The 17,176-nt window shown below is 61.7% G+C and carries 16 protein-coding genes; 12 read left to right on the plus strand and 4 right to left on the minus strand.

All coding sequences use genetic code 11. The annotated features are described in order from the left end of the window. The first annotated feature begins 69 nt into the window (after nucleotides 1–69). The 5 genes from ACFOW7_RS00650 to folE2 all read left to right on the plus strand — a co-directional run bounded on the left by ACFOW7_RS00650 (nucleotide 70) and on the right by folE2 (nucleotide 6,250). Entirely contained in the window at nucleotides 70–1,851 is a 1,782-nt protein-coding gene (locus ACFOW7_RS00650) for an acyl-CoA dehydrogenase C-terminal domain-containing protein (RefSeq protein ID WP_378159932.1), read from the plus strand. A 268-nt stretch (nucleotides 1,852–2,119) separates the two neighbouring features. Further along, nucleotides 2,120–2,347, plus strand: a complete 228-nt coding sequence (locus ACFOW7_RS00655; RefSeq protein WP_378159934.1) for an exodeoxyribonuclease VII small subunit — start codon at nucleotides 2,120–2,122, stop codon at nucleotides 2,345–2,347. Nucleotides 2,348–2,350: 3 nt separating this feature from the next. Further along, nucleotides 2,351–3,247 carry a polyprenyl synthetase family protein gene (locus ACFOW7_RS00660; protein WP_378159936.1) on the plus strand — a complete coding sequence of 299 codons (897 nt, stop codon included), beginning with the start codon at nucleotides 2,351–2,353 and terminating at the stop codon, nucleotides 3,245–3,247. A gap of 88 nt (nucleotides 3,248–3,335) precedes the next feature. Continuing rightward, nucleotides 3,336–5,183 (plus strand): 1-deoxy-D-xylulose-5-phosphate synthase, encoded by a 1,848-nt coding sequence (gene dxs, locus ACFOW7_RS00665; RefSeq protein ID WP_378159938.1) that lies wholly within the window; start codon nucleotides 3,336–3,338, stop codon nucleotides 5,181–5,183. 266 nt (nucleotides 5,184–5,449) lie between these two features. Then, nucleotides 5,450–6,250 (plus strand): GTP cyclohydrolase FolE2, encoded by an 801-nt coding sequence (folE2, locus tag ACFOW7_RS00670; RefSeq protein ID WP_378159941.1) that lies wholly within the window; start codon nucleotides 5,450–5,452, stop codon nucleotides 6,248–6,250. Between the two features lie 226 nt (nucleotides 6,251–6,476). Here folE2 and ACFOW7_RS00675 read toward each other — a convergent pair whose 3' ends face one another. Further along, complete coding sequence (locus ACFOW7_RS00675; RefSeq protein WP_378159943.1) at nucleotides 6,477–6,785, minus strand: ArsR/SmtB family transcription factor; 309 nt, start codon at nucleotides 6,783–6,785, stop codon at nucleotides 6,477–6,479. Between the two features lie 232 nt (nucleotides 6,786–7,017). Here ACFOW7_RS00675 and gpmI point away from each other — a divergent pair, with 232 nt between their 5' ends. The 6 genes from gpmI (at nucleotide 7,018) to ACFOW7_RS00705 (ending at nucleotide 13,400) form a co-directional block, all read left to right on the plus strand. Beyond that, nucleotides 7,018–8,565: a 2,3-bisphosphoglycerate-independent phosphoglycerate mutase gene (gpmI, locus tag ACFOW7_RS00680; RefSeq protein ID WP_378159945.1), complete on the plus strand. Its 1,548-nt coding sequence runs from the start codon at nucleotides 7,018–7,020 to the stop codon at nucleotides 8,563–8,565. Nucleotides 8,566–8,573: 8 nt separating this feature from the next. After that, complete coding sequence (locus ACFOW7_RS00685) at nucleotides 8,574–9,896, plus strand: murein hydrolase activator EnvC family protein (protein WP_378159947.1); 1,323 nt, start codon at nucleotides 8,574–8,576, stop codon at nucleotides 9,894–9,896. 27 nt (nucleotides 9,897–9,923) lie between these two features. Beyond that, complete coding sequence (locus ACFOW7_RS00690; protein ID WP_378159949.1) at nucleotides 9,924–11,369, plus strand: S41 family peptidase; 1,446 nt, start codon at nucleotides 9,924–9,926, stop codon at nucleotides 11,367–11,369. 74 nt (nucleotides 11,370–11,443) lie between these two features. Then, complete coding sequence (locus tag ACFOW7_RS00695) at nucleotides 11,444–11,842, plus strand: hypothetical protein (protein WP_378159951.1); 399 nt, start codon at nucleotides 11,444–11,446, stop codon at nucleotides 11,840–11,842. Nucleotides 11,843–11,875: 33 nt separating this feature from the next. Then, nucleotides 11,876–12,379, plus strand: a complete 504-nt coding sequence (locus tag ACFOW7_RS00700) for a GAF domain-containing protein (protein ID WP_378159953.1) — start codon at nucleotides 11,876–11,878, stop codon at nucleotides 12,377–12,379. Between the two features lie 247 nt (nucleotides 12,380–12,626). After that, nucleotides 12,627–13,400 carry a HesA/MoeB/ThiF family protein gene (locus ACFOW7_RS00705; protein WP_378159955.1) on the plus strand — a complete coding sequence of 258 codons (774 nt, stop codon included), beginning with the start codon at nucleotides 12,627–12,629 and terminating at the stop codon, nucleotides 13,398–13,400. A gap of 67 nt (nucleotides 13,401–13,467) precedes the next feature. Here ACFOW7_RS00705 and ACFOW7_RS00710 read toward each other — a convergent pair whose 3' ends face one another. Beyond that, nucleotides 13,468–14,010 carry a cyclic nucleotide-binding domain-containing protein gene (locus ACFOW7_RS00710; protein ID WP_378159957.1) on the minus strand — a complete coding sequence of 181 codons (543 nt, stop codon included), beginning with the start codon at nucleotides 14,008–14,010 and terminating at the stop codon, nucleotides 13,468–13,470. A gap of 82 nt (nucleotides 14,011–14,092) precedes the next feature. On the opposite strand from ACFOW7_RS00710, the gene ACFOW7_RS00715 reads away from it, so the two are divergent. Then, nucleotides 14,093–14,923 (plus strand): substrate-binding periplasmic protein, encoded by an 831-nt coding sequence (locus ACFOW7_RS00715; RefSeq protein WP_378159959.1) that lies wholly within the window; start codon nucleotides 14,093–14,095, stop codon nucleotides 14,921–14,923. 148 nt (nucleotides 14,924–15,071) lie between these two features. On the opposite strand, the gene ACFOW7_RS00720 is transcribed toward ACFOW7_RS00715, so the two are convergent. Both ACFOW7_RS00720 and ACFOW7_RS00725 read right to left on the minus strand, forming a co-directional pair. Further along, nucleotides 15,072–15,845, minus strand: a complete 774-nt coding sequence (locus ACFOW7_RS00720; RefSeq protein WP_378159961.1) for an endo alpha-1,4 polygalactosaminidase — start codon at nucleotides 15,843–15,845, stop codon at nucleotides 15,072–15,074. Nucleotides 15,846–16,158: 313 nt separating this feature from the next. Then, the gene (locus ACFOW7_RS00725; protein ID WP_378159963.1) at nucleotides 16,159–16,815 is read right to left on the minus strand and encodes an FFLEELY motif protein; all 657 of its coding nucleotides are present in this window, start codon (nucleotides 16,813–16,815) and stop codon (nucleotides 16,159–16,161) included. Nucleotides 16,816–17,176: the final 361 nt, after the last annotated feature.

Here is a 17,176-nt window from a genome sequence, read left to right on the forward strand (position 1 = left end):
TCCGAACAAGACGCCGCCAGGCGCCAGACCTCGCCGCTCCAGGGCGGTACCCTCTACCGGAGACGCATCATGGCCAATTACCGCGCCCCCCTGCGCGACATGCAATTCGTGCTGCACGAACTTCTGGATGTCGAAACCACGTTGACCGGTCTGCCCGGTTATCAGGATGCCAATCGTGAACTGATCGATTCCGTGCTGGAGAGCGCCGCCCGCTTCGCCGAAGAAGTGCTGCAACCGCTCAACCGCAGTGGCGACGAGGAAGGCTGCCGGCTCGAAAATGGCCAGGTGATCACGCCGCAGGGCTTCAAGGACGCCTACCAGCGCTTCTGCGCCGACGGTTGGACCGGCCTCGATTGTGATCCCGACTACGGTGGTCAGGGGTTGCCCAAGACCCTGGGTTTTCCGATCTCGGAAATGAATACCTCGGCCAATATGGCCTGGGCCATGTATCCGGGCCTGTCGCATGGCGCGTACGCCGCCATCCACGCCCACGGTTCCGATGAGCAGAAGAACACCTATCTGCCGCACCTGATCAACGGCAACTGGTCGGGCACCATGTGTCTGACCGAACCGCACTGCGGCACCGACCTCGGCCTGCTCAAGACCCGCGCGGAGCCGCAGGCCGACGGCAGCTACCAGATCAGCGGCACCAAGATCTTCATTTCCAGCGGCGACCACGACATGAGCGATAACGTGGTCCATCTGGTGCTGGCCCGCCTGCCTGACGCGCCCAAGGACGTCAAGGGCATCTCGCTGTTCATCGTGCCTAAATTCCTGCCCAACGGCGGCGGGGTGGGCGAGCGTAACGCCGTCAGTGTGGGTTCGCTCGAACACAAGATGGGCATCAAGGGCAATGCCACCTGCGTGATGAACTTCGATGGGGCGACCGGCTTTCTGATCGGCGAAGCCAATCGCGGCATGCAATATATGTTCACCATGATGAACGCTGCCCGGCTGGGCGTCGGCATGCAGGGTCTGGGCATCAATGAAGTGGCCTTCCAAGCTGCACTCGCCTATGCCCGCGACCGTCTGCAGATGCGCGCCATGAATATGCCGGCTGCGCCCGACAAGCCCGCCGACCCGATCATCGTCCACCCCGATGTGCGCCGGATGCTGCTGACCATGAAGGCCTATGCCGAGGGCGGCCGGGCGTTTTCGAGCTGGCTTGCGCTATTGCTCGATGTCGAGGACCGGGCCGAAGACCCGGCCCAGCGCCAGGATGCGGCAGACCTGATGGCGCTGCTGATCCCGGTGGCCAAGGCCTTTATGACCGACAACGGCTTTGAAGCGGCCAACCTGGGTCTGCAAGTGTTCGGTGGCCATGGCTATATCCGCGAATGGGGCATGGAGCAGTTTGTGCGCGATGCCCGTATCGCCCAGATCTACGAAGGCACCAACGGCATCCAGGCGCTCGATCTGATCGGCCGCAAGGTGCTGCTCGACCAGGGCCAGAAACTGCGTAAATTCACCAAGCTGGTGCACAAGTTCTGCGAAGCCCACGAGGGTGACGCCGCCATGGCCGAGTTCATCACGCCGCTGGCTCAGCTCAACAAGGCCATGGGCGAAGTGACGCTCAAGATCGGCATGGCCTCGATGCAGAACCGCGACGAGGCTGGCGCTGCGGCGACCGATTATCTGCGTCTGCTCGGCCATCTGGTATTTGGCTGGTTCTGGGCTCGGATGGCGGCGCTCAGCCTGCCCAAGAGCCACGAGCCGTTCTACGGCGCCAAGCTCGCCACGGCCCGTTTCTACTATGCCAAGCTGCTGCCGGAAACCCAGATGCTGCTGGCGCGACTGGCCAGCGGTGCCAAGCCGTTAATGGCCTTGGAGGACGAGCACTTCCAGTTCTGATGAGCTTTTCCGCCGGCGGTGGCGTAGGCCGTCGCCCTGGCAGTTGCCAGGGTCCAGACGCCGCCGGTTCGACTGGGCGCCCGGATGCGGGTGTGACGATGGCTGGTTTTGCCTACGCTTGGGTACTTGGGCGCCCCGGAGCAATCTGGGGCGCGTTTTTTTGTAGACGACCCCGCGACAGCGGCGGGTTTTTTTGTCGTTGCACTGCGACAAGCCGGCGCAAGCGGGTAAAATCGGCCGGTTTTCCGTAGCGCGGAGAGAACCGCCAATGGCCAAAGCTGCCAAACCCCAGTCGTTCGAAGCGGCCCAGGCTGAACTGGAGGCACTGATCGCCGAGATCGAGCGCGGCGAGCTGTCGCTCGAAGCCTCGCTGGCTGCCTATAAACGTGGCGGTGAGCTGCTCAAGTTCTGCCAGGCACAGCTCGACGCGGCCGAACAACAAATCAAGATGCTCGACGGCGACACCCTGACACCGTTCGAGCGCGACGAGGGCTGACCGATGCAAAGCGCCGATTTCCCGTCCTGGACCCATGCCGTCCAGCAGCGTCTCGAACATACCCTGGCCGAGGTACTGCCGACTGCGGGCCAGCTGCCGCAGAAACTGCACGATGCGATGCGCTATGCGGTGCTCGGTGGCGGTAAGCGGGTGCGGCCGCTGCTGGTATTTGCCGCCGGCGAACTGGTGTCCGCCCCACCTGAGCGCTTGCAGTACGCGGCAGCGGCGGTCGAGCTGATCCATGCCTATTCGCTGGTGCACGACGACCTGCCGTGCATGGACGACGATACCCTGCGCCGTGGCAAGCCGACCGTCCATATCGAATTCGACGAGGCCACTGCCTTGCTGGCCGGTGACGCGCTGCAAACCGCCGCCTTCTCGGTGCTGGCCGCGCAGCCGCTGTGCGTGGAGCCGGCCGACCAGCTGACCATGATCAAGCTGCTGGCCGACGCCTCGGGCAGCTTCGGCATGGCGGGCGGCCAGGCGATCGATCTCGATTCGGTCGGGCGCAGCCTGACCCTGCCCGAACTCGAAACCATGCACATCCTCAAGACCGGTGCGCTGATCCGGGCTTCCACCCTGCTTGGCAGCTACTGCGGCGAGCCGATGGCCGAAGCCGCACGGCAGCGTCTTGATCGTTTCGCCAAGCTGGTCGGGCTCGCTTTCCAGGTGGTCGACGATATTCTCGATGTCGAAGCCGACAGCGCCACCTTGGGCAAGACCGCCGGCAAGGATGCCGCCCACGACAAACCCACCTATGTCTCGCTGCTCGGCCTCAAGGAGGCCAAGCGCCGCGCCGCCGAACTCGAAGCCGAGGCACTCGACTGCCTGAGCGACTTCGGCCAGCGCGCCACCCGTCTGCGTGAGCTGGCGGCGTTTATCGTGCAGCGGACCTTCTGATGCTCCGGGCCGCCGCCCGCCCTGGCGGACGCGGCCTGGCCGCGCCGCCGGCTGCCTACCGTTTTCCGCTTTCCTGAACCGCTTCCCGATGACTACACCGCTTCTTGACCAAGTCAGCCTGCCGGCCGACCTCAAACAGCTCGAACCCGCCCAGCTCAAGCCGCTCGCCGAGTCGCTGCGCGTATTCCTGCTCGACTCGATCAGCCAGACCGGCGGCCATTTCGCCTCCAATCTGGGCACCATCGAGCTGACCATTGCGCTGCATTATGTGTTCGATACCCCGCACGACCGGCTGGTGTGGGATGTGGGTCATCAGACCTATCCGCACAAGGTGCTGACCGGCCGGCGCGACCGTATGCACACCATGCGCAAGGGCGGTGGCCTGGCCGGCTTTCCCAAGCGCGAGGAAAGCGAATACGACACCTTCGGCGTCGGTCACAGCTCGACCAGTATCGGCGCTGCGGCCGGGATGGCCGAAGCCAGCAAGCTCAAAGGCGAGCGGCGCAAATGCGTGGCGATCATCGGCGACGGCGCCATGACCGCCGGGATGGCTTTCGAGGCGCTCAACAACGCCGGCGACAAGGAAACCGATCTGCTGGTGATCCTCAACGACAACGAGATGTCGATCTCGCCCAATGTCGGCGCCTTCAATTCCTATCTGGCCAAGCTGCTGTCGGGTCGCTTCTACCAGGGTTTCCGTTCGACCGGCTCCAAAGTGCTGGGCACGGTGCCACCGATCCATGAGCTGGTGCGCCGTGGCGAAGAGCATTTCAAGGGACTGTTTACCCCGTCCACGCTGTTCGAGGAATTCGGTTTCCACTATGTCGGTCCGATCGACGGCCACGACCTCGACACCCTGGTGCCGACGCTGCAGAACCTCAAGAGCCTGTCGGGTCCGCAATTCCTCCATGTGGTGACCAAGAAGGGCGCCGGCTACAAGCTGGCCGAAGGCGATCCGGTCAAATACCACGCGGTGACGCCGTTTACCCCGGCCGACGGCATGGCAGCCAAGTCGAGCAGCCGGCCCAGCTATACCCAGATCTTCGGCGACTGGCTGTGCGATATGGCGCGGCAGGATTCGCGACTGATCGGCATCACCCCGGCGATGCGCGAAGGCTCGGGCCTGGTGCGTTTCGAGAAGGAGTTCCCCGAGCGCTACTACGATGTCGGGATCGCCGAGCAGCACGCCGTGACCTTCGCCGCCGGGATGGCCTGTGAAGGGCTGAAGCCCGTGGTGGCGATCTATTCGACCTTCTTGCAGCGCGCCTATGACCAGCTGATCCACGATGTGGCGCTACAGAATCTGCCGGTGCTGTTTGCCATCGACCGCGCCGGTCAGGTCGGGGCCGACGGCCCGACCCATGCCGGCAGCTTCGATCTGAGCTTTATGCGCTGCATTCCCAATATGACCATCGCTGCGCCCGCCGACGAGAACGAATGCCGTCAGATGCTCTACACCTGCTTTATGCACGATGGTCCGACAGCGGTGCGCTATCCGCGCGGCAGTGGTCCGGGCGTGAAGGTGGAGCGCGAATTCACCGCCTTGCCGATCGGCTGCGCCGAGGTGCGCCGCGAAGGCCACGGCATCGCCATCCTGGCCTTTGGCACCATGGTGGCGCCCAGTCTGGAGGCTGCCGAGGCATTCGATGCCACGGTGGTCAATATGCGCTGGGTCAAGCCGCTCGATCTTGCGTTGCTGCGTCGCATTGCCGAGACGCACGAGCGACTAGTGACGGTCGAGGAAAACGTGGTGATGGGCGGCGCCGGTTCAGCCGTGACCGAGGCGCTCAACGCCATGGGCGTGCTGCGTCCGGTGCTGCAATTGGGCCTGCCCGACCACTATGTCGATCATGCCGAGCCGGTACGCCAACTGGCCGACTGCGGACTCGACGCGGCTGGCATCACGGCTTCGATCCGACGTGCCTTCGCTGACTGATCCCAGCTTCATGGAAAATTTCCTGTAAAACCTTTGCAAGGGTTATCGCGGGAATTATCGATATATAAATATAACCTGCTGAATATCTCTGGCGAGACAGCCTGGCTGTCCAGGTCCAGGGAGGGACTAGGCTATCGCAATCATGAGAATTACTCATCGCTAGCCGCGCTTGAGATTTTCAGCAACCGCCACCAATTCCCGATTAGTTTACTCGGGTATTTTTGCCCGGTTATAATCGCTGCCAACGTTTCCAGGAATCGCTATTCATGAACGCACCGCAAACCCCGATCGCCGACGTGCAGAACTCGCCCGACAACCGTAATATCGCGATCAATAAAGTCGGCATCAAATCGATCCGCCATCCGATCCGGGTAGCCGACAAGGCCGACGGCAGCCAGCACACCATTGCCACCTTTGACATGTATGTCTACCTGCCCCAGCACTTCAAGGGCACCCACATGTCGCGCTTCGTCGAGATTCTCAATAGTCACGACAAGGAAATCTCGGTCGAATCGTTCGAAACCATCCTGCGCGAAATGGTGCAGCGCCTCGACGCCGAGTCGGGCTATATCGAGATGCGTTTCCCCTATTTCGTCAACAAGACCGCCCCGATCTCGGGCGTGCAGAGCCTGCTCGATTACGACGTCACCCTGATCGGCGCGATCGACCACGGCCGCTTTACCCAGACCCTCAAGGTGCTGGTGCCGGTTACCAGCCTGTGCCCGTGCTCGAAGAAGATTTCCCAATACGGCGCCCACAACCAGCGCTCCCACGTCACCATCACGGCCAGGATCAATAGCCATGTCTGGATCGAAGAGCTGATCCGGGTGGTGGAGGAGCAGGCTTCCTGCGAACTCTATGGCCTGCTGAAGCGCCCCGACGAGAAGTACGTCACCGAGCGCGCCTACGAGAATCCCAAGTTTGTCGAGGATATGGTGCGCGATGTGGCTGCCCGTCTGACGGCCGATACGCGTATCGATGCCTATGTGGTGGAGTCGGAGAATTTCGAGTCGATCCATAACCACTCGGCTTATGCGCTGATCGAATACGAGCGTCCGCAGGCCTGAGTCTGCTGCGCCGATCTAAGCCGCCTGAGGGCGGCTTTTTTATTGGGGGAAGGGGAGGGAAAACAGAGGAAAAGAAATAATATTTTTTATTTTTTCTTAAAAGGCTTGCCCAGTCTGGCGACGTATTGTCGCTATATTTTAAATAGCGCTTATCGACCGATTAGACCCGAGTAAAGCCAAAGCCCCGCGCTGGCGGGGCTTTGCGGGGAAACCGGACGGCGTGGAGTCAGCGGGTAAAGCCGCAGAACACGTCGCGCATCATGCTGACCACTTCAAGGGTCCGGGCATCGCCGACCCGGTAGTAGACGCGGTTGGCGTCTTTGCGGGTCCGCAGCACGCCTTTCTCGCGCATGATGGCCAGATGCTGGGAGATATTGCTCTGCGAAGTGCCGACGGCCTCTACGATATCCTGCACGCTGACTTCGTTCTCGCCGAGCACGCAGAGTATCTTGAGTCGCAGCGGGTGCGACATCGCCTTCATGGCGCGGGAGGCTTGTTCGATTTGTTCGTCGTCCTGGATCAACTGGTAAGACATTGAATGGCGTCCGGTGTGGGCGTGGGGAAACGTCGGGCAGGGGTGGCGAGCCACTTATCCTGTACGGCGACTGCGGTCGTCGATCCGGCCTGAGCTGGGCTTCCGCAGGTATGCCTCTTGTTGCGAGCCATGGGCGGCTCAAATGGTAGAATGGTAAACGTTCGCTGTGCCCCCCGCAACAAGGCGGGACGGCCCGATGGAATCCTGCAACCGTCCAATTTTGAGCGCCGACATGACTGCTGTAACGCCCGTACTGCTGCTGATCCTCGACGGCTTCGGCCATCGCACCGATGGTGAGGACAACGCCATCCTCCATGCCGACAAGCCCAATTGGGACCGTTTGACCGCCCGTTACCCCTACAGCACGATCAATGCATCGGAACAATATGTGGGGCTACCGGCCGGCCAGTTCGGCAATTCCGAGGTCGGCCATCTCAATATCGGGGCCGGTCGGGTGCTGCAACAGGATATCAGCCGGATCGACTGCGATGTCGCCGACGGCACCATCGGCCGCAACCCGGTTTTGGCTCGCGCGATCGAACAGGCGCGTGCCACTGACCGCACGCTCCATCTGCTGGGCCTGATTTCCGACGGTGGCGTGCATAGCCACGAAAACCATATCCATGCGCTGATCCGCGCCGCCCATGCAGCCGGTGTGGCGCGCATTGCCATCCATGCCTTCCTCGACGGCCGCGACACCCCGCCGCGCAGTGCCGCCACCTATCTCGAACGACTCGAAGCGGTATGCCGCGACTGCCCTGGCGCCCAAATCGCCGGCGTCGTCGGCCGTTACTATGCCATGGACCGCGACCAGCGCTGGGAACGGGTCGAGCCGGCCTACCGTCTGCTGGTCGAAGGCGAGGCGCCGTTCGTGGCCGACAATGCACAGGACGCGCTGCAAGCGGCCTACGAGCGTGGCGAAAATGACGAATTCGTCCAGGCCACCTCGATCCGCCCGGCCGGTGCCGCGCCGCTGCGGCTCGAAGACGGCGATGTGGCGGTGTTCATGAATTTCCGCGCCGACCGGGCGCGCGAATTGAGCACGGCGCTCAACGATCCCGAGTTTGCCGGCTTTGCCCGCCAGCGCTGCCCCAAGCTCGGCCTCTACGCCACGCTGACCCGCTATGCCGATGCCTACCCTTATCCGGTGGCCTACGAAAAGGAAAAGGTCAGCCAGAGCTTTGGCGAATATATCGCCGGGCTTGGCCTGCGCCAGCTTCGTATCGCCGAGACCGAGAAATATCCACATGTGACCTATTTCTTCTCGGGCGGCGAAGAACAGCCCTTCCCGGGCGAAGACCGCGTGCTGGTGCCGTCGCCCAAGGTCGCCACCTATGACCTCAAGCCCGAGATGAGCGCGTTCGAAGTCAGCGACCGGATCGTGGAGGCCATCGCCGCCGGCAGCTATCACGCCATCATCTGCAATCTGGCCAATGGCGATATGGTTGGCCACACGGGCAATTTTTCCGCTGCGGTCAAGGCGGTCGAGGCGCTCGATGTCTGCGTCGGCCGTTGCGTCGCAGCCATGCTGGCGGCCGGCGGCGAGGTGCTGATCACCGCCGACCACGGCAATTGCGAAAAGATGTGGGACCAGGGCTCCGCCCAGCCGCATACCCAGCACACCACCGATCTGGTGCCGTTTCTCTATATCGGCCGCCCGGCCCGGCTTGCCCCGCCCGGCAGCGGCTCACTCAAGGATGTGGCGCCGACGCTGCTGGCCATGATGGGATTAGCCCAGCCGCCCGAGATGAGCGGCCACTCATTGATCGAATTCCTCTGATTACGCCCGTGAAGCTGTTGCGAGCAGTGGCCGCTTGGCTGTGGCTCGGTGCCGTGCTGGCGGCCGAGCCGGAGCAGCCTGCCCAGGATTTGCAGGACCTGCGCCATAAGATCGAGGCACTCAAGCAGGAGCTCCAGGCCAATGAAGCGACCCGCCACGAAGCGGCCGACGCCTTGAAGGACTCCGAACGGGCGATCAGCGACGCCAATCGTCTGCTGGAGCAACTCGACCGCGATCAAGCCCAGGCGCGCACCGACCGTGCCCAGACCGAGAAGCGGATCGCCACGCTGCGCGACCGGCTGGCCGGCAGCCGCGCCCAATTGCGCACTTTGCTGCGCGCCCGTTACCGCCATGGCGATCAGCAGATGCTGCAAATCCTGCTCAACCGCCAGGAGCCGGGGCAGCTGGCGCGTGATCTGCATTATTTCCGTTATATCGCCGCCGCCCAGAACGATGTTCGCCAGCAACTGGTCAAGCAGGTGGGAGAACTCGATAGTCTGGCTGCCAGGCTGAAAGCCAAGGAACAGGAACTCGACCAGCTGACCGCCGAGAAAAAGCGCCAGCGTGACCTGCTGCAAGCCGAGCAGAACCAGCGCCAGCGCGTTCTGAGCCAGCTGGCGGCCGAGATCGGCCAGCAGCGGCGCGAGATCGGCCGGCTCGAGCAGGATGAGAAACGGCTGACCCGACTGGTGGAGAGCTTGGACCGGCTGATGCGCCGGCGCGAGGCCAAAGCGGCGCAGGAGCGCGAGCGGCTGGCCAGGCTGGAGCGGCAGAAGGCACGCGAAGCGGCACGGGCCAAGCCGGAGAAATCGACCAATAAACCGGCAGTCGGTCCGGACCGACCGGCTACGCCCGCCACTGAACCGGCCAAGGCCGAGCCAGTCCAACCGGCCGTTACGCCCGAATCGACGCCGACCCCCGAGCGCCCAACGGCCGAGCCGAACTTTGCTGCGCTCAAAGGCAAACTTAAATTGCCGCTGCGCGGTGAGGTGATCGGACGCTTTGGCGCCCAGCGTCAGGAAGGCGCTTCCTGGAAAGGCATTTTTATCCGCGCCAGTGGCGGCCAGCCGGTCAAGGCGGTGGCCAGCGGTCAGGTGGTGTTTGCTGACTGGCTGCGCGGATTCGGTAATATGCTGATCGTGGACCATGGTGGCGGCTATATGAGCCTCTATGGTGCGGCCGAATCGCTCTTGCGTCAGGTCGGCGACAAGGTGCGCGCCGGTGACGAAGTTGCCACAAGTGGCAACAGCGGTGGCGGTGGCGAAACGGGCGTATACTTCGAAATCAGACATCAAAGCCGTCCGGTCGACCCTATGGTGTGGGCCAGATAGGACGGCGTAGCGGCAAAGAGGTAGCTCATGCAGGCAAAATTGCAAAAATTCAGCTGGTTGGTCGCCGGTGCCGGCGTCGGGGCGCTGCTGACCGCCGGGGTCTCGGCGCTGGCCAGCAAGGACACCCTATCGCCGCTGCCACTCAACGAGCTGCGTGCCTTTACCGAAGTCTATGACCGGGTCAAACAGAACTACGTCGAGCCGGTCGAAGACAAGAAACTGATCAATGAGGCGATCAACGGCATGTTGAGCGGACTCGATCCGCATTCCGCCTATCTCGATCCTGAATCCTACAAAGACCTGCGGGTCAGCACTGCCGGTGAATTCGGTGGTCTGGGCCTGGAGGTCAATCTCGAAGACGGCCTGGTCCGGGTAGTCTCGCCGATCGAAGACACTCCCGCCGCCCGTGCCGGCATCAAGCCGGGCGATCTGATCATGAAGATCGACGAAACCCCGGTGCGCGGCCTGTCGCTCAATGAGGCCGTGTCCAAGATGCGCGGCAAGCCCAATACCCAGGTGGTACTCACCGTACTGCGCAAGGGTGAAACCAAGCCGCTGCAATTCACCCTGATGCGCTCGATCATCAAGGTGCAAAGCGTCAAATTCAAAATGCTCGAGCCGGGCTTTGGCTATATCCGCCTGGCCCAGTTCCAGGAACGCTCGACCGAAGACGTCGCCCGTGCGGTAGAGAAGCTCTACAAAGAAAACAAGACCGCCCTCAAGGGCCTGGTCCTCGACCTGCGCAACGACCCGGGCGGCGTGCTCAACGCGGCCGTTGGCGTATCGTCGATCTTCCTGCCCGACGATGCGCTGGTGGTCTATACCGATGGCCGCACGCCCGATTCCAAGGTTCGCCTGACCGCCTCGCGTGAGTTCGTCGGTCGTGACGGCAAGGACAGCTTCAAATCGCTGCCACGCGAAATCAAGAACGTGCCGCTGGTGGTGCTGGTCAATGCAGGCTCGGCCTCGGCCTCCGAGATCGTGGCCGGAGCGCTGCAAGACCATAAGCGTGCGGTGGTGGTCGGTACCCAGACCTTCGGCAAAGGTTCGGTCCAGACCATCCTGCCGGTCGGCAAAGACTCGGCCATCAAGCTCACCACGGCCCGCTATTTCACGCCGGGTGGCCGTTCGATCCAGGCCAAGGGCATCGTCCCCGATATCGAGGTCGAAGAGGCCCCGATCAACGGCGTCAGCCTCGAAGCCTTCCGGATTCGCGAAGCCGACCTCGAGCACCATCTGAACAACCCACAGGGCGAGAACCGGCCGGAGAGCAAACCCGAGACGAGACAGCCCGAACCCAAGTCCGACACCAAGCCGGCGCCGGCCCCCAAAAAGCCGCGCAGCGACAAGGACGAGCGTGACGAGGAACTCAAGCCCGGCGAGATCTCGGTCAAAAAAGATCCGCAGCTGCAACAGGCGCTCAATGTGCTCAAGGTGCAGCAGGTGGTGGGCCGGACCGCAACCGCCAAGTAGCTTTGCCTGTAGGGCTGATGCAGCTATAAAAAGGAAGGGGATTTACCCCTTCCTTTTCCATGATGGGAATGGTTATGGCGCCCGATCGGCTCGACAGTTGCTGCCACGCTATCGTGTTTCACCCCGAACCGCCGCAGCAGGCGTTGCGGGCGGCCGAGTTGCTGGCGGATCTGGCAGATATCGAGGTCCAGCTCGACGCCGAGCACCGTCGGGTCGAGGTCTGCTATCGGCTCGACCGCCATTGTCTGGCCGAGCTTGAGTCCTATCTGGATCAACGCGGTTTCAGGCTGGACGCGAGCCTGCCCGGTCGGTTGCGCCGCGTCTTGGCTCATTACGCCGAATCGCTACAGCAAGACAATCTACGCCTGCCCTCGACTGCCAGCAGATCGCGGGAAGTATTCGTCCGCGTTTATCAGCACCACGCCCATGGCGACGCCGATGAGACGCCGCAGGAGTGGCGACATTATCGCTGACGGTGCCCGCCGGTCTCGACCTTGGAGGTGAGGATGTACGATACCAACCTGCTGATGGGATTGTTCAAGATGCTGTCCGAGCAGAAGCTCGATCGGCCGAAGTTCTATCAGATGCTGGTGCGGGCCGTGGTGCAGGAGATGGCAGTCAGCCGGGCAGCTGTCTGGTTCTACCAGGGTGACCTGCAAGACAGGCTGGTCTGCGAAAGCCTCTATGACCTGAGCGACAACCAGTGGAGCAGCGGGATGGTGCTGGGCGAAGATGACTTCGGCCCCTATTTCGCTGCCATGCGGGACGTCCGCCAAGTCGTCGCCGTCGACGCGCGTAGCGACCCGATCACGGCCTGCTTCAACGATAGCCTGCTCGAACCGCTCAATATCTACTCGGTGCTGAGCCTGCCTATCGAACTCGATGGCCGGCAACTGGGTCTGGTCAGTTGCGAACAGACCAGCCAGCCACGCGATTGGAGTACCCAGGATATCCAGTACCTGAAGCAAGTCGCCGCCATGATCGGCCTGCTTCTGAAGAAACTTGGCTAGCGCCTTGCCATGTGAATCGGAGTCGCCGCTACGCCTGGTTGAGTCTTGAGCGCCTGGACTTTTGCGAGCCGGACCCGCTGACTCCGAATTGGCTGGAAATGCGCCAGACGCGGTCGGCCAGACGCGGTCGGCCTAGACGCGGTCGGCCTAGACGCGGTTGGCCTAGACGCGGTTGGCCCAAATACGGCGCCTGCCGCTTTTCCAATCGGCCATCGTCCGACGATGGCCTTTTCCTTTGCGGTTTTTCATGCAAGACGATCTCGATGATGCAGCGCTGCTGCGCTATAGCCGCCATATCCTGCTCGATGGGGTTGGCATCGAAGGCCAGCGTCGCCTGCGCAGCGCCAGTGCGCTGGTGGTGGGCGTAGGAGGGCTGGGTGCCCCCGCCGCGCTCTATCTGGCCGCTGCCGGCGTCGGTCGCTTGATACTGGTCGATGACGATACGGTCGAGCTGACCAATCTACAGCGCCAGATCATCCATTCAACCGCCATGCTGGGTCAGCCCAAGGTCGAGTCGGCCCGAACCGCCTTGGCGGCGCTCAACCCCGAGGTCGAGGTCGAGACACTGTGCCTGCGTGCCGACGAAGCACAACTGGCTGCGCTGGCGGCTCGGGCCGATGTGATACTCGACTGCTCCGACAATTTCGCGACCCGTCATGCGGTCAACCGGGTGGCGGTGCAGCAGCGGCGGCCCCTGGTGTCCGGAGCGGCGGTGCGCTTCGACGGCCAATTCGCCGTCTTCGATCCACGCCAAGTCTCAAGCCCCTGCTACCGCTGTCTGTTTCCCGAGGAAGGGGAGGCCAGTGACGGCCCATGCGCCACTTTCGGAGTCTTTGCCCCGCTGGTCGGGGTGGTCGGCAGCCTACAGGCGGCCGAAGCGCTGAAATTGCTGCTGGAGATGCCTGGCGTGCCCTTGGGGCGGCTGTTGCTGCTCGATATGCGCGACGGTAGCTGGCGTAATCTGCGGTTTCGGCGCGATCCGGCCTGTCCGGTCTGCGGTGAGCCACGGCAGGATAAATAGAAAATATCCTGCAAAATATCTGCTAGATGTGTGGCTGATTAGAGCGAGAAATAAATATTTATTTTGTCTAGAACGATTGATGGGTCTTGGCCAGTATCTCGACCAGTCGGCGACTGGTCTGACGCAGGCGCAGGCTGATCAGCGCCAGAAGGCGCAGCAGCAGTTGCATGCCAAGCTGCGGATGTTGAGCCAGCACCTCGTTGAGGCTGGCTCGGGTCAGGACGGCGACGATCACATCGGTGCGGGCAATACAGGTGGCAAAACGTGGTTCCCCATCAACCAGCGACATTTCGCCGATCAGCCGTCCCGGGGCAATGGCGGAAATCTGGATCGGCGTGCCATCCTCGTGCGAGGTCAGCACATCGACTTCGCCTTCGAGCAGAAGCAGCAGAAAGTCGCTCTTCTCGCCTTCGCGCAGCAGGAAACCGCCGGCCGGTTGCTGATAGATCTGCATATAACCGGCCAGTACCGCCACCGATTCGGCATCGAGTACCTCGTTCGACCGTTCCTGGCCGAATACCTGAAGCAGTTGCGGCAGAAATTGCGCGGCGTCGCCCAGATATTGGTAATCGATCATCGGGTCGGTGGTACGGAACGGCGGATGGGTCATGGGAATCCTTGAGAGGCGGTGGGGACGAACTAAAAATCCACTATATTCCAACTGCCGTGATTATCCAGCATTCCAGCTCGCCATGACCATCAAACGGACCGACAGCAAACAGCAGAATGGCCGCTTTGCCGCGCGTCGCCTCGGGATGGTCGGATTGGCGCTGCTGCTGGCCGGGCCGTTGCAGGCAGGCGAGGCGCCAACGCTGAATTGGTGCCACGAAGATAATGAAACCTATCCCTGGATACTGCCCGATAAAGGTGGACTATACCAAGTACTGGCCAAGCTAACGGCCAGTCGGCTAGGCATCCGGGTGGTGCTGCACCCATTGCCTTGGCGGCGCTGTCTGCTCGATGTCCGCGCCGGTCGGATGGACGGGGTACTGGGCGCAGGCTTTACCGCCGAGCGCTGCGAAGTCGGCGTCTACCCGCCCGGCCCCGACTGCAAGCCCGATCAAAGCCGCTATCTCTATATCGATCGTTACCCGCTCTACCGCTACCGTGGTTCCCTGCTGCAATGGGATGGCAAACGGCTCTCGGGCTATCGATCGGCCATTGCAGCCCAACCGGGGTTTCTGGCGGCACGGACCCTGAGCCAGCACCGGGTGCCGATCGATGAAAGCGATAAGGAGCCATACCAGATCATGCGCAAGGTGGCAGCCGGCATGGTGGACGCGGCGGTCCTCCAGGCGCCCACCGGTGACAAGCTGCTGCGCGAGGTCAGCGACTTCAGTGCCACAGTCGAACGGATGCCGATTCCCTTCCTCGAATACCCGACCTATCTGCTGGTCTCCCATGCCCGCTATCAGGCCGATCCGCAGCAGGCACGCCAGGTGTGGGACGCCTTGGTCGCTGTCCGTCAGTCAGCCGAATTCAAGGCAGCCAGGATTGCGCTTGGCTATATGGAAGCCGATTGAGACTAAGGCGTCCGCGACCATTTCCCCCTGGCACGATGGTGCCTGAGACGGACGCTCGGTCAACCTCCTCAAAAAAAGGGGTGGATCGATGATCCACCCCGGGTCAGGCGATTGAATCCACCCGACGCTCCACCACGCTTAGTAACCTTCAGCCCGGACAGGGCGTTCCCACACTATTGAGCCCACGTCGGAAGAATTGCAGCGAGAAACGATTGCGCGCTGCATCCTGACACCAGACACTGCTGGGTTGACGGTATTCAGCGATAAACACCGCTTTGCCCTGGGCAATAAAGTTCTGATAGACCCCACATTCGCGGTAGCGATAACAGCTTTCATTGATGGCGAAATCAAACTGGGCAACCAGGTCCGGCGCCAGCGCCACGGCATTCTTCAGACCGATCAACAAGCCTCGCGCATGGGCAGCGTCAGCAAGGAAGCGGTTGTAATCAAGCTGATCGGCAGCACCAAGCGGTAAACCAGTGTCGTTGCTGTAACCATCCACATTGTCCGGATCGACCCCATCGCAACCCTTTTGCTGCGCCAGTCCCAACCGGTCCAGCATGATCTGTCTGACCGTCGGATGACGAATATCGAGCCAACGTTCACCGGGCCAGTCTGCTAGCGGTTTTCCCAGCGCCGCCTCGGGAAAACCCGCGCCGTCAGGACGCCAGTCTTCAAAAGTTCCCGCGCTGAAATAACAGATCACGATGCGACCAGCCGCCCGTAGCGAGGCAATGGTCGCCGCCGGCGTGTCATACAGATCGATGTCGTAGAGCTGACGGTCGGGCATCTTTAAACGCCCATCAAGCTGCAAATGCCAACTCGACCCAATAGCGGGTCCGGCTGCCTCGACCGGATGGCTGTGGAAGCTCAATACGAGGGCGAACAACAAGCTGATCCCTGTAGTGATAAGGCTGGGCATACCGATCAGCTCCTTGACCTGGGCAGTCGAACCTTTTGAATCAATATATTAACGATAGCTAAATTTTTGCCGGAAAAGTGATTGAATCGATAAACGGTTTTGTTAGGAATTTCTTTTTAATCAATCACATAGATGAGCTTGGCCAGCGGTCTGAGTGCTGCGGCCATATGCTGCCGAGTCCCGCTTCGGCGCAGGAGAAGGGCTGGGAGAGGCTGGGAGAGGCTGGGAGAGGAAATATAGAAAATATCCTGCAAATCATCTGCAAGATAAGTGGCGGAACTAAATAAAAATAAACAGTTTCGGGCGATTCTGCTTAATCTTCGATCACTCGGAAGGGGTCTGGATCACGTGCATTGATCCGGTCCAGATAGATCAGCTCGCGACGCTTGATCTGCTCAAGAAACGGTGCGGCATGGCCCATGGCAAGAAAAGCGGCGAAGCCCCGTTCGAGAAAATCCTGCAATTCGCCCAGACCCGCCAGATGGGCTGGCCCGCGCGCCATCCGCAAAGCCAGTTGCACCAGCGGCTTTCTGACTACCCGGTCGAGCTCGCGCCCCAGGACATCGACTTCTTCGATCTGCTCGATCCGCGCCGCCAGATTGTCACAGCGACGATAGGCTTCGCAGTAGCTGGTCAGATCGATCTGCTCGACCCCCATTTCGACAAACAGCATCTGCTCAAGCGCATCGTCGAGCGAGCGGGTCAGACGGTTGAGTTGCAACGCCCGCTCAAGCGGCCGAACCGCACTGGCAGGCAGCATCTTGTGCATGGTGGCGACGATGCGCTCACCCTCGCGATCACGCTTGGAAAAATCGTAGGGACCGTACAGATCTTCAAGGAAGAAACGGGTGGCAGCGGCGTAACGCGGGTCGGCCCGCAGATCGGCATAGCTGGCAGCCAGGCGTTCGGCCTGCCAGTGGGTGAGCTGGTAGCGCCTTGGGCTGAGGCCTGCGCTGGAAGAGTCGGTCATGGCTGTCGCGAAAATGTACTTGGTAAAAATCTTACAGCGTTGCAGCGGCGCTACCGGCGCGAGCCGCACCGGAACACGGCTTGACGCTCAAAACGCGGCAACGGGGCCACGTTGCGTTTCAGACACAGTGTCGTGTACGCGCCGGGCAGCCAAAAAAAGCGCCAGGAAAAAGATGCGTTTGGCAAAACCGCTCCCGATAATGACCAGGCGTCGGACTAAAGCGAACCGATTGTAAACACAGTCGCCGGCAGGGACGAGAGCGACGAGCGGGAGACTGATTTGTACTGACGCCCGCGATTGCAGACGCGGCGTCCGAATGCCTGAATTGAGTTAGTGATCCGTATTTGAACCAAGGAGCCCA

Origin of the sequence: Chitinimonas lacunae, assembly GCF_042650885.1 — a bacterium.
GTDB classification, from domain to species: Bacteria; Pseudomonadota; Gammaproteobacteria; order Burkholderiales; family Chitinimonadaceae; genus Chitinimonas_A; species Chitinimonas_A lacunae.

Bases quoted from the DNA above. Each gene is read 5' to 3' on its own strand.
- ACFOW7_RS00690 (WP_378159949.1), top strand. From the start codon at position 9,924: ATGCAGGCAAAATTGCAAAAATTCAGCTGGTTGGTCGCCGGTGCCGGC.
- ACFOW7_RS00660 (WP_378159936.1), top strand. From the start codon at position 2,351: ATGCAAAGCGCCGATTTCCCGTCCTGGACCCATGCCGTCCAGCAGCGT.
- folE2 (WP_378159941.1), top strand. From the start codon at position 5,450: ATGAACGCACCGCAAACCCCGATCGCCGACGTGCAGAACTCGCCCGAC.
- ACFOW7_RS00655 (WP_378159934.1), top strand. From the start codon at position 2,120: ATGGCCAAAGCTGCCAAACCCCAGTCGTTCGAAGCGGCCCAGGCTGAA.
- ACFOW7_RS00715 (WP_378159959.1), top strand. From the start codon at position 14,093: ATGACCATCAAACGGACCGACAGCAAACAGCAGAATGGCCGCTTTGCC.
- ACFOW7_RS00720 (WP_378159961.1), bottom strand. From the start codon at position 15,845: ATGCCCAGCCTTATCACTACAGGGATCAGCTTGTTGTTCGCCCTCGTA.
- ACFOW7_RS00710 (WP_378159957.1), bottom strand. From the start codon at position 14,010: ATGACCCATCCGCCGTTCCGTACCACCGACCCGATGATCGATTACCAA.
- gpmI (WP_378159945.1), top strand. From the start codon at position 7,018: ATGACTGCTGTAACGCCCGTACTGCTGCTGATCCTCGACGGCTTCGGC.
- dxs (WP_378159938.1), top strand. From the start codon at position 3,336: ATGACTACACCGCTTCTTGACCAAGTCAGCCTGCCGGCCGACCTCAAA.
- ACFOW7_RS00725 (WP_378159963.1), bottom strand. From the start codon at position 16,815: ATGACCGACTCTTCCAGCGCAGGCCTCAGCCCAAGGCGCTACCAGCTC.
- ACFOW7_RS00695 (WP_378159951.1), top strand. From the start codon at position 11,444: ATGGCGCCCGATCGGCTCGACAGTTGCTGCCACGCTATCGTGTTTCAC.
- ACFOW7_RS00650 (WP_378159932.1), top strand. From the start codon at position 70: ATGGCCAATTACCGCGCCCCCCTGCGCGACATGCAATTCGTGCTGCAC.
- ACFOW7_RS00675 (WP_378159943.1), bottom strand. From the start codon at position 6,785: ATGTCTTACCAGTTGATCCAGGACGACGAACAAATCGAACAAGCCTCC.
- ACFOW7_RS00705 (WP_378159955.1), top strand. From the start codon at position 12,627: ATGCAAGACGATCTCGATGATGCAGCGCTGCTGCGCTATAGCCGCCAT.
- ACFOW7_RS00700 (WP_378159953.1), top strand. From the start codon at position 11,876: ATGTACGATACCAACCTGCTGATGGGATTGTTCAAGATGCTGTCCGAG.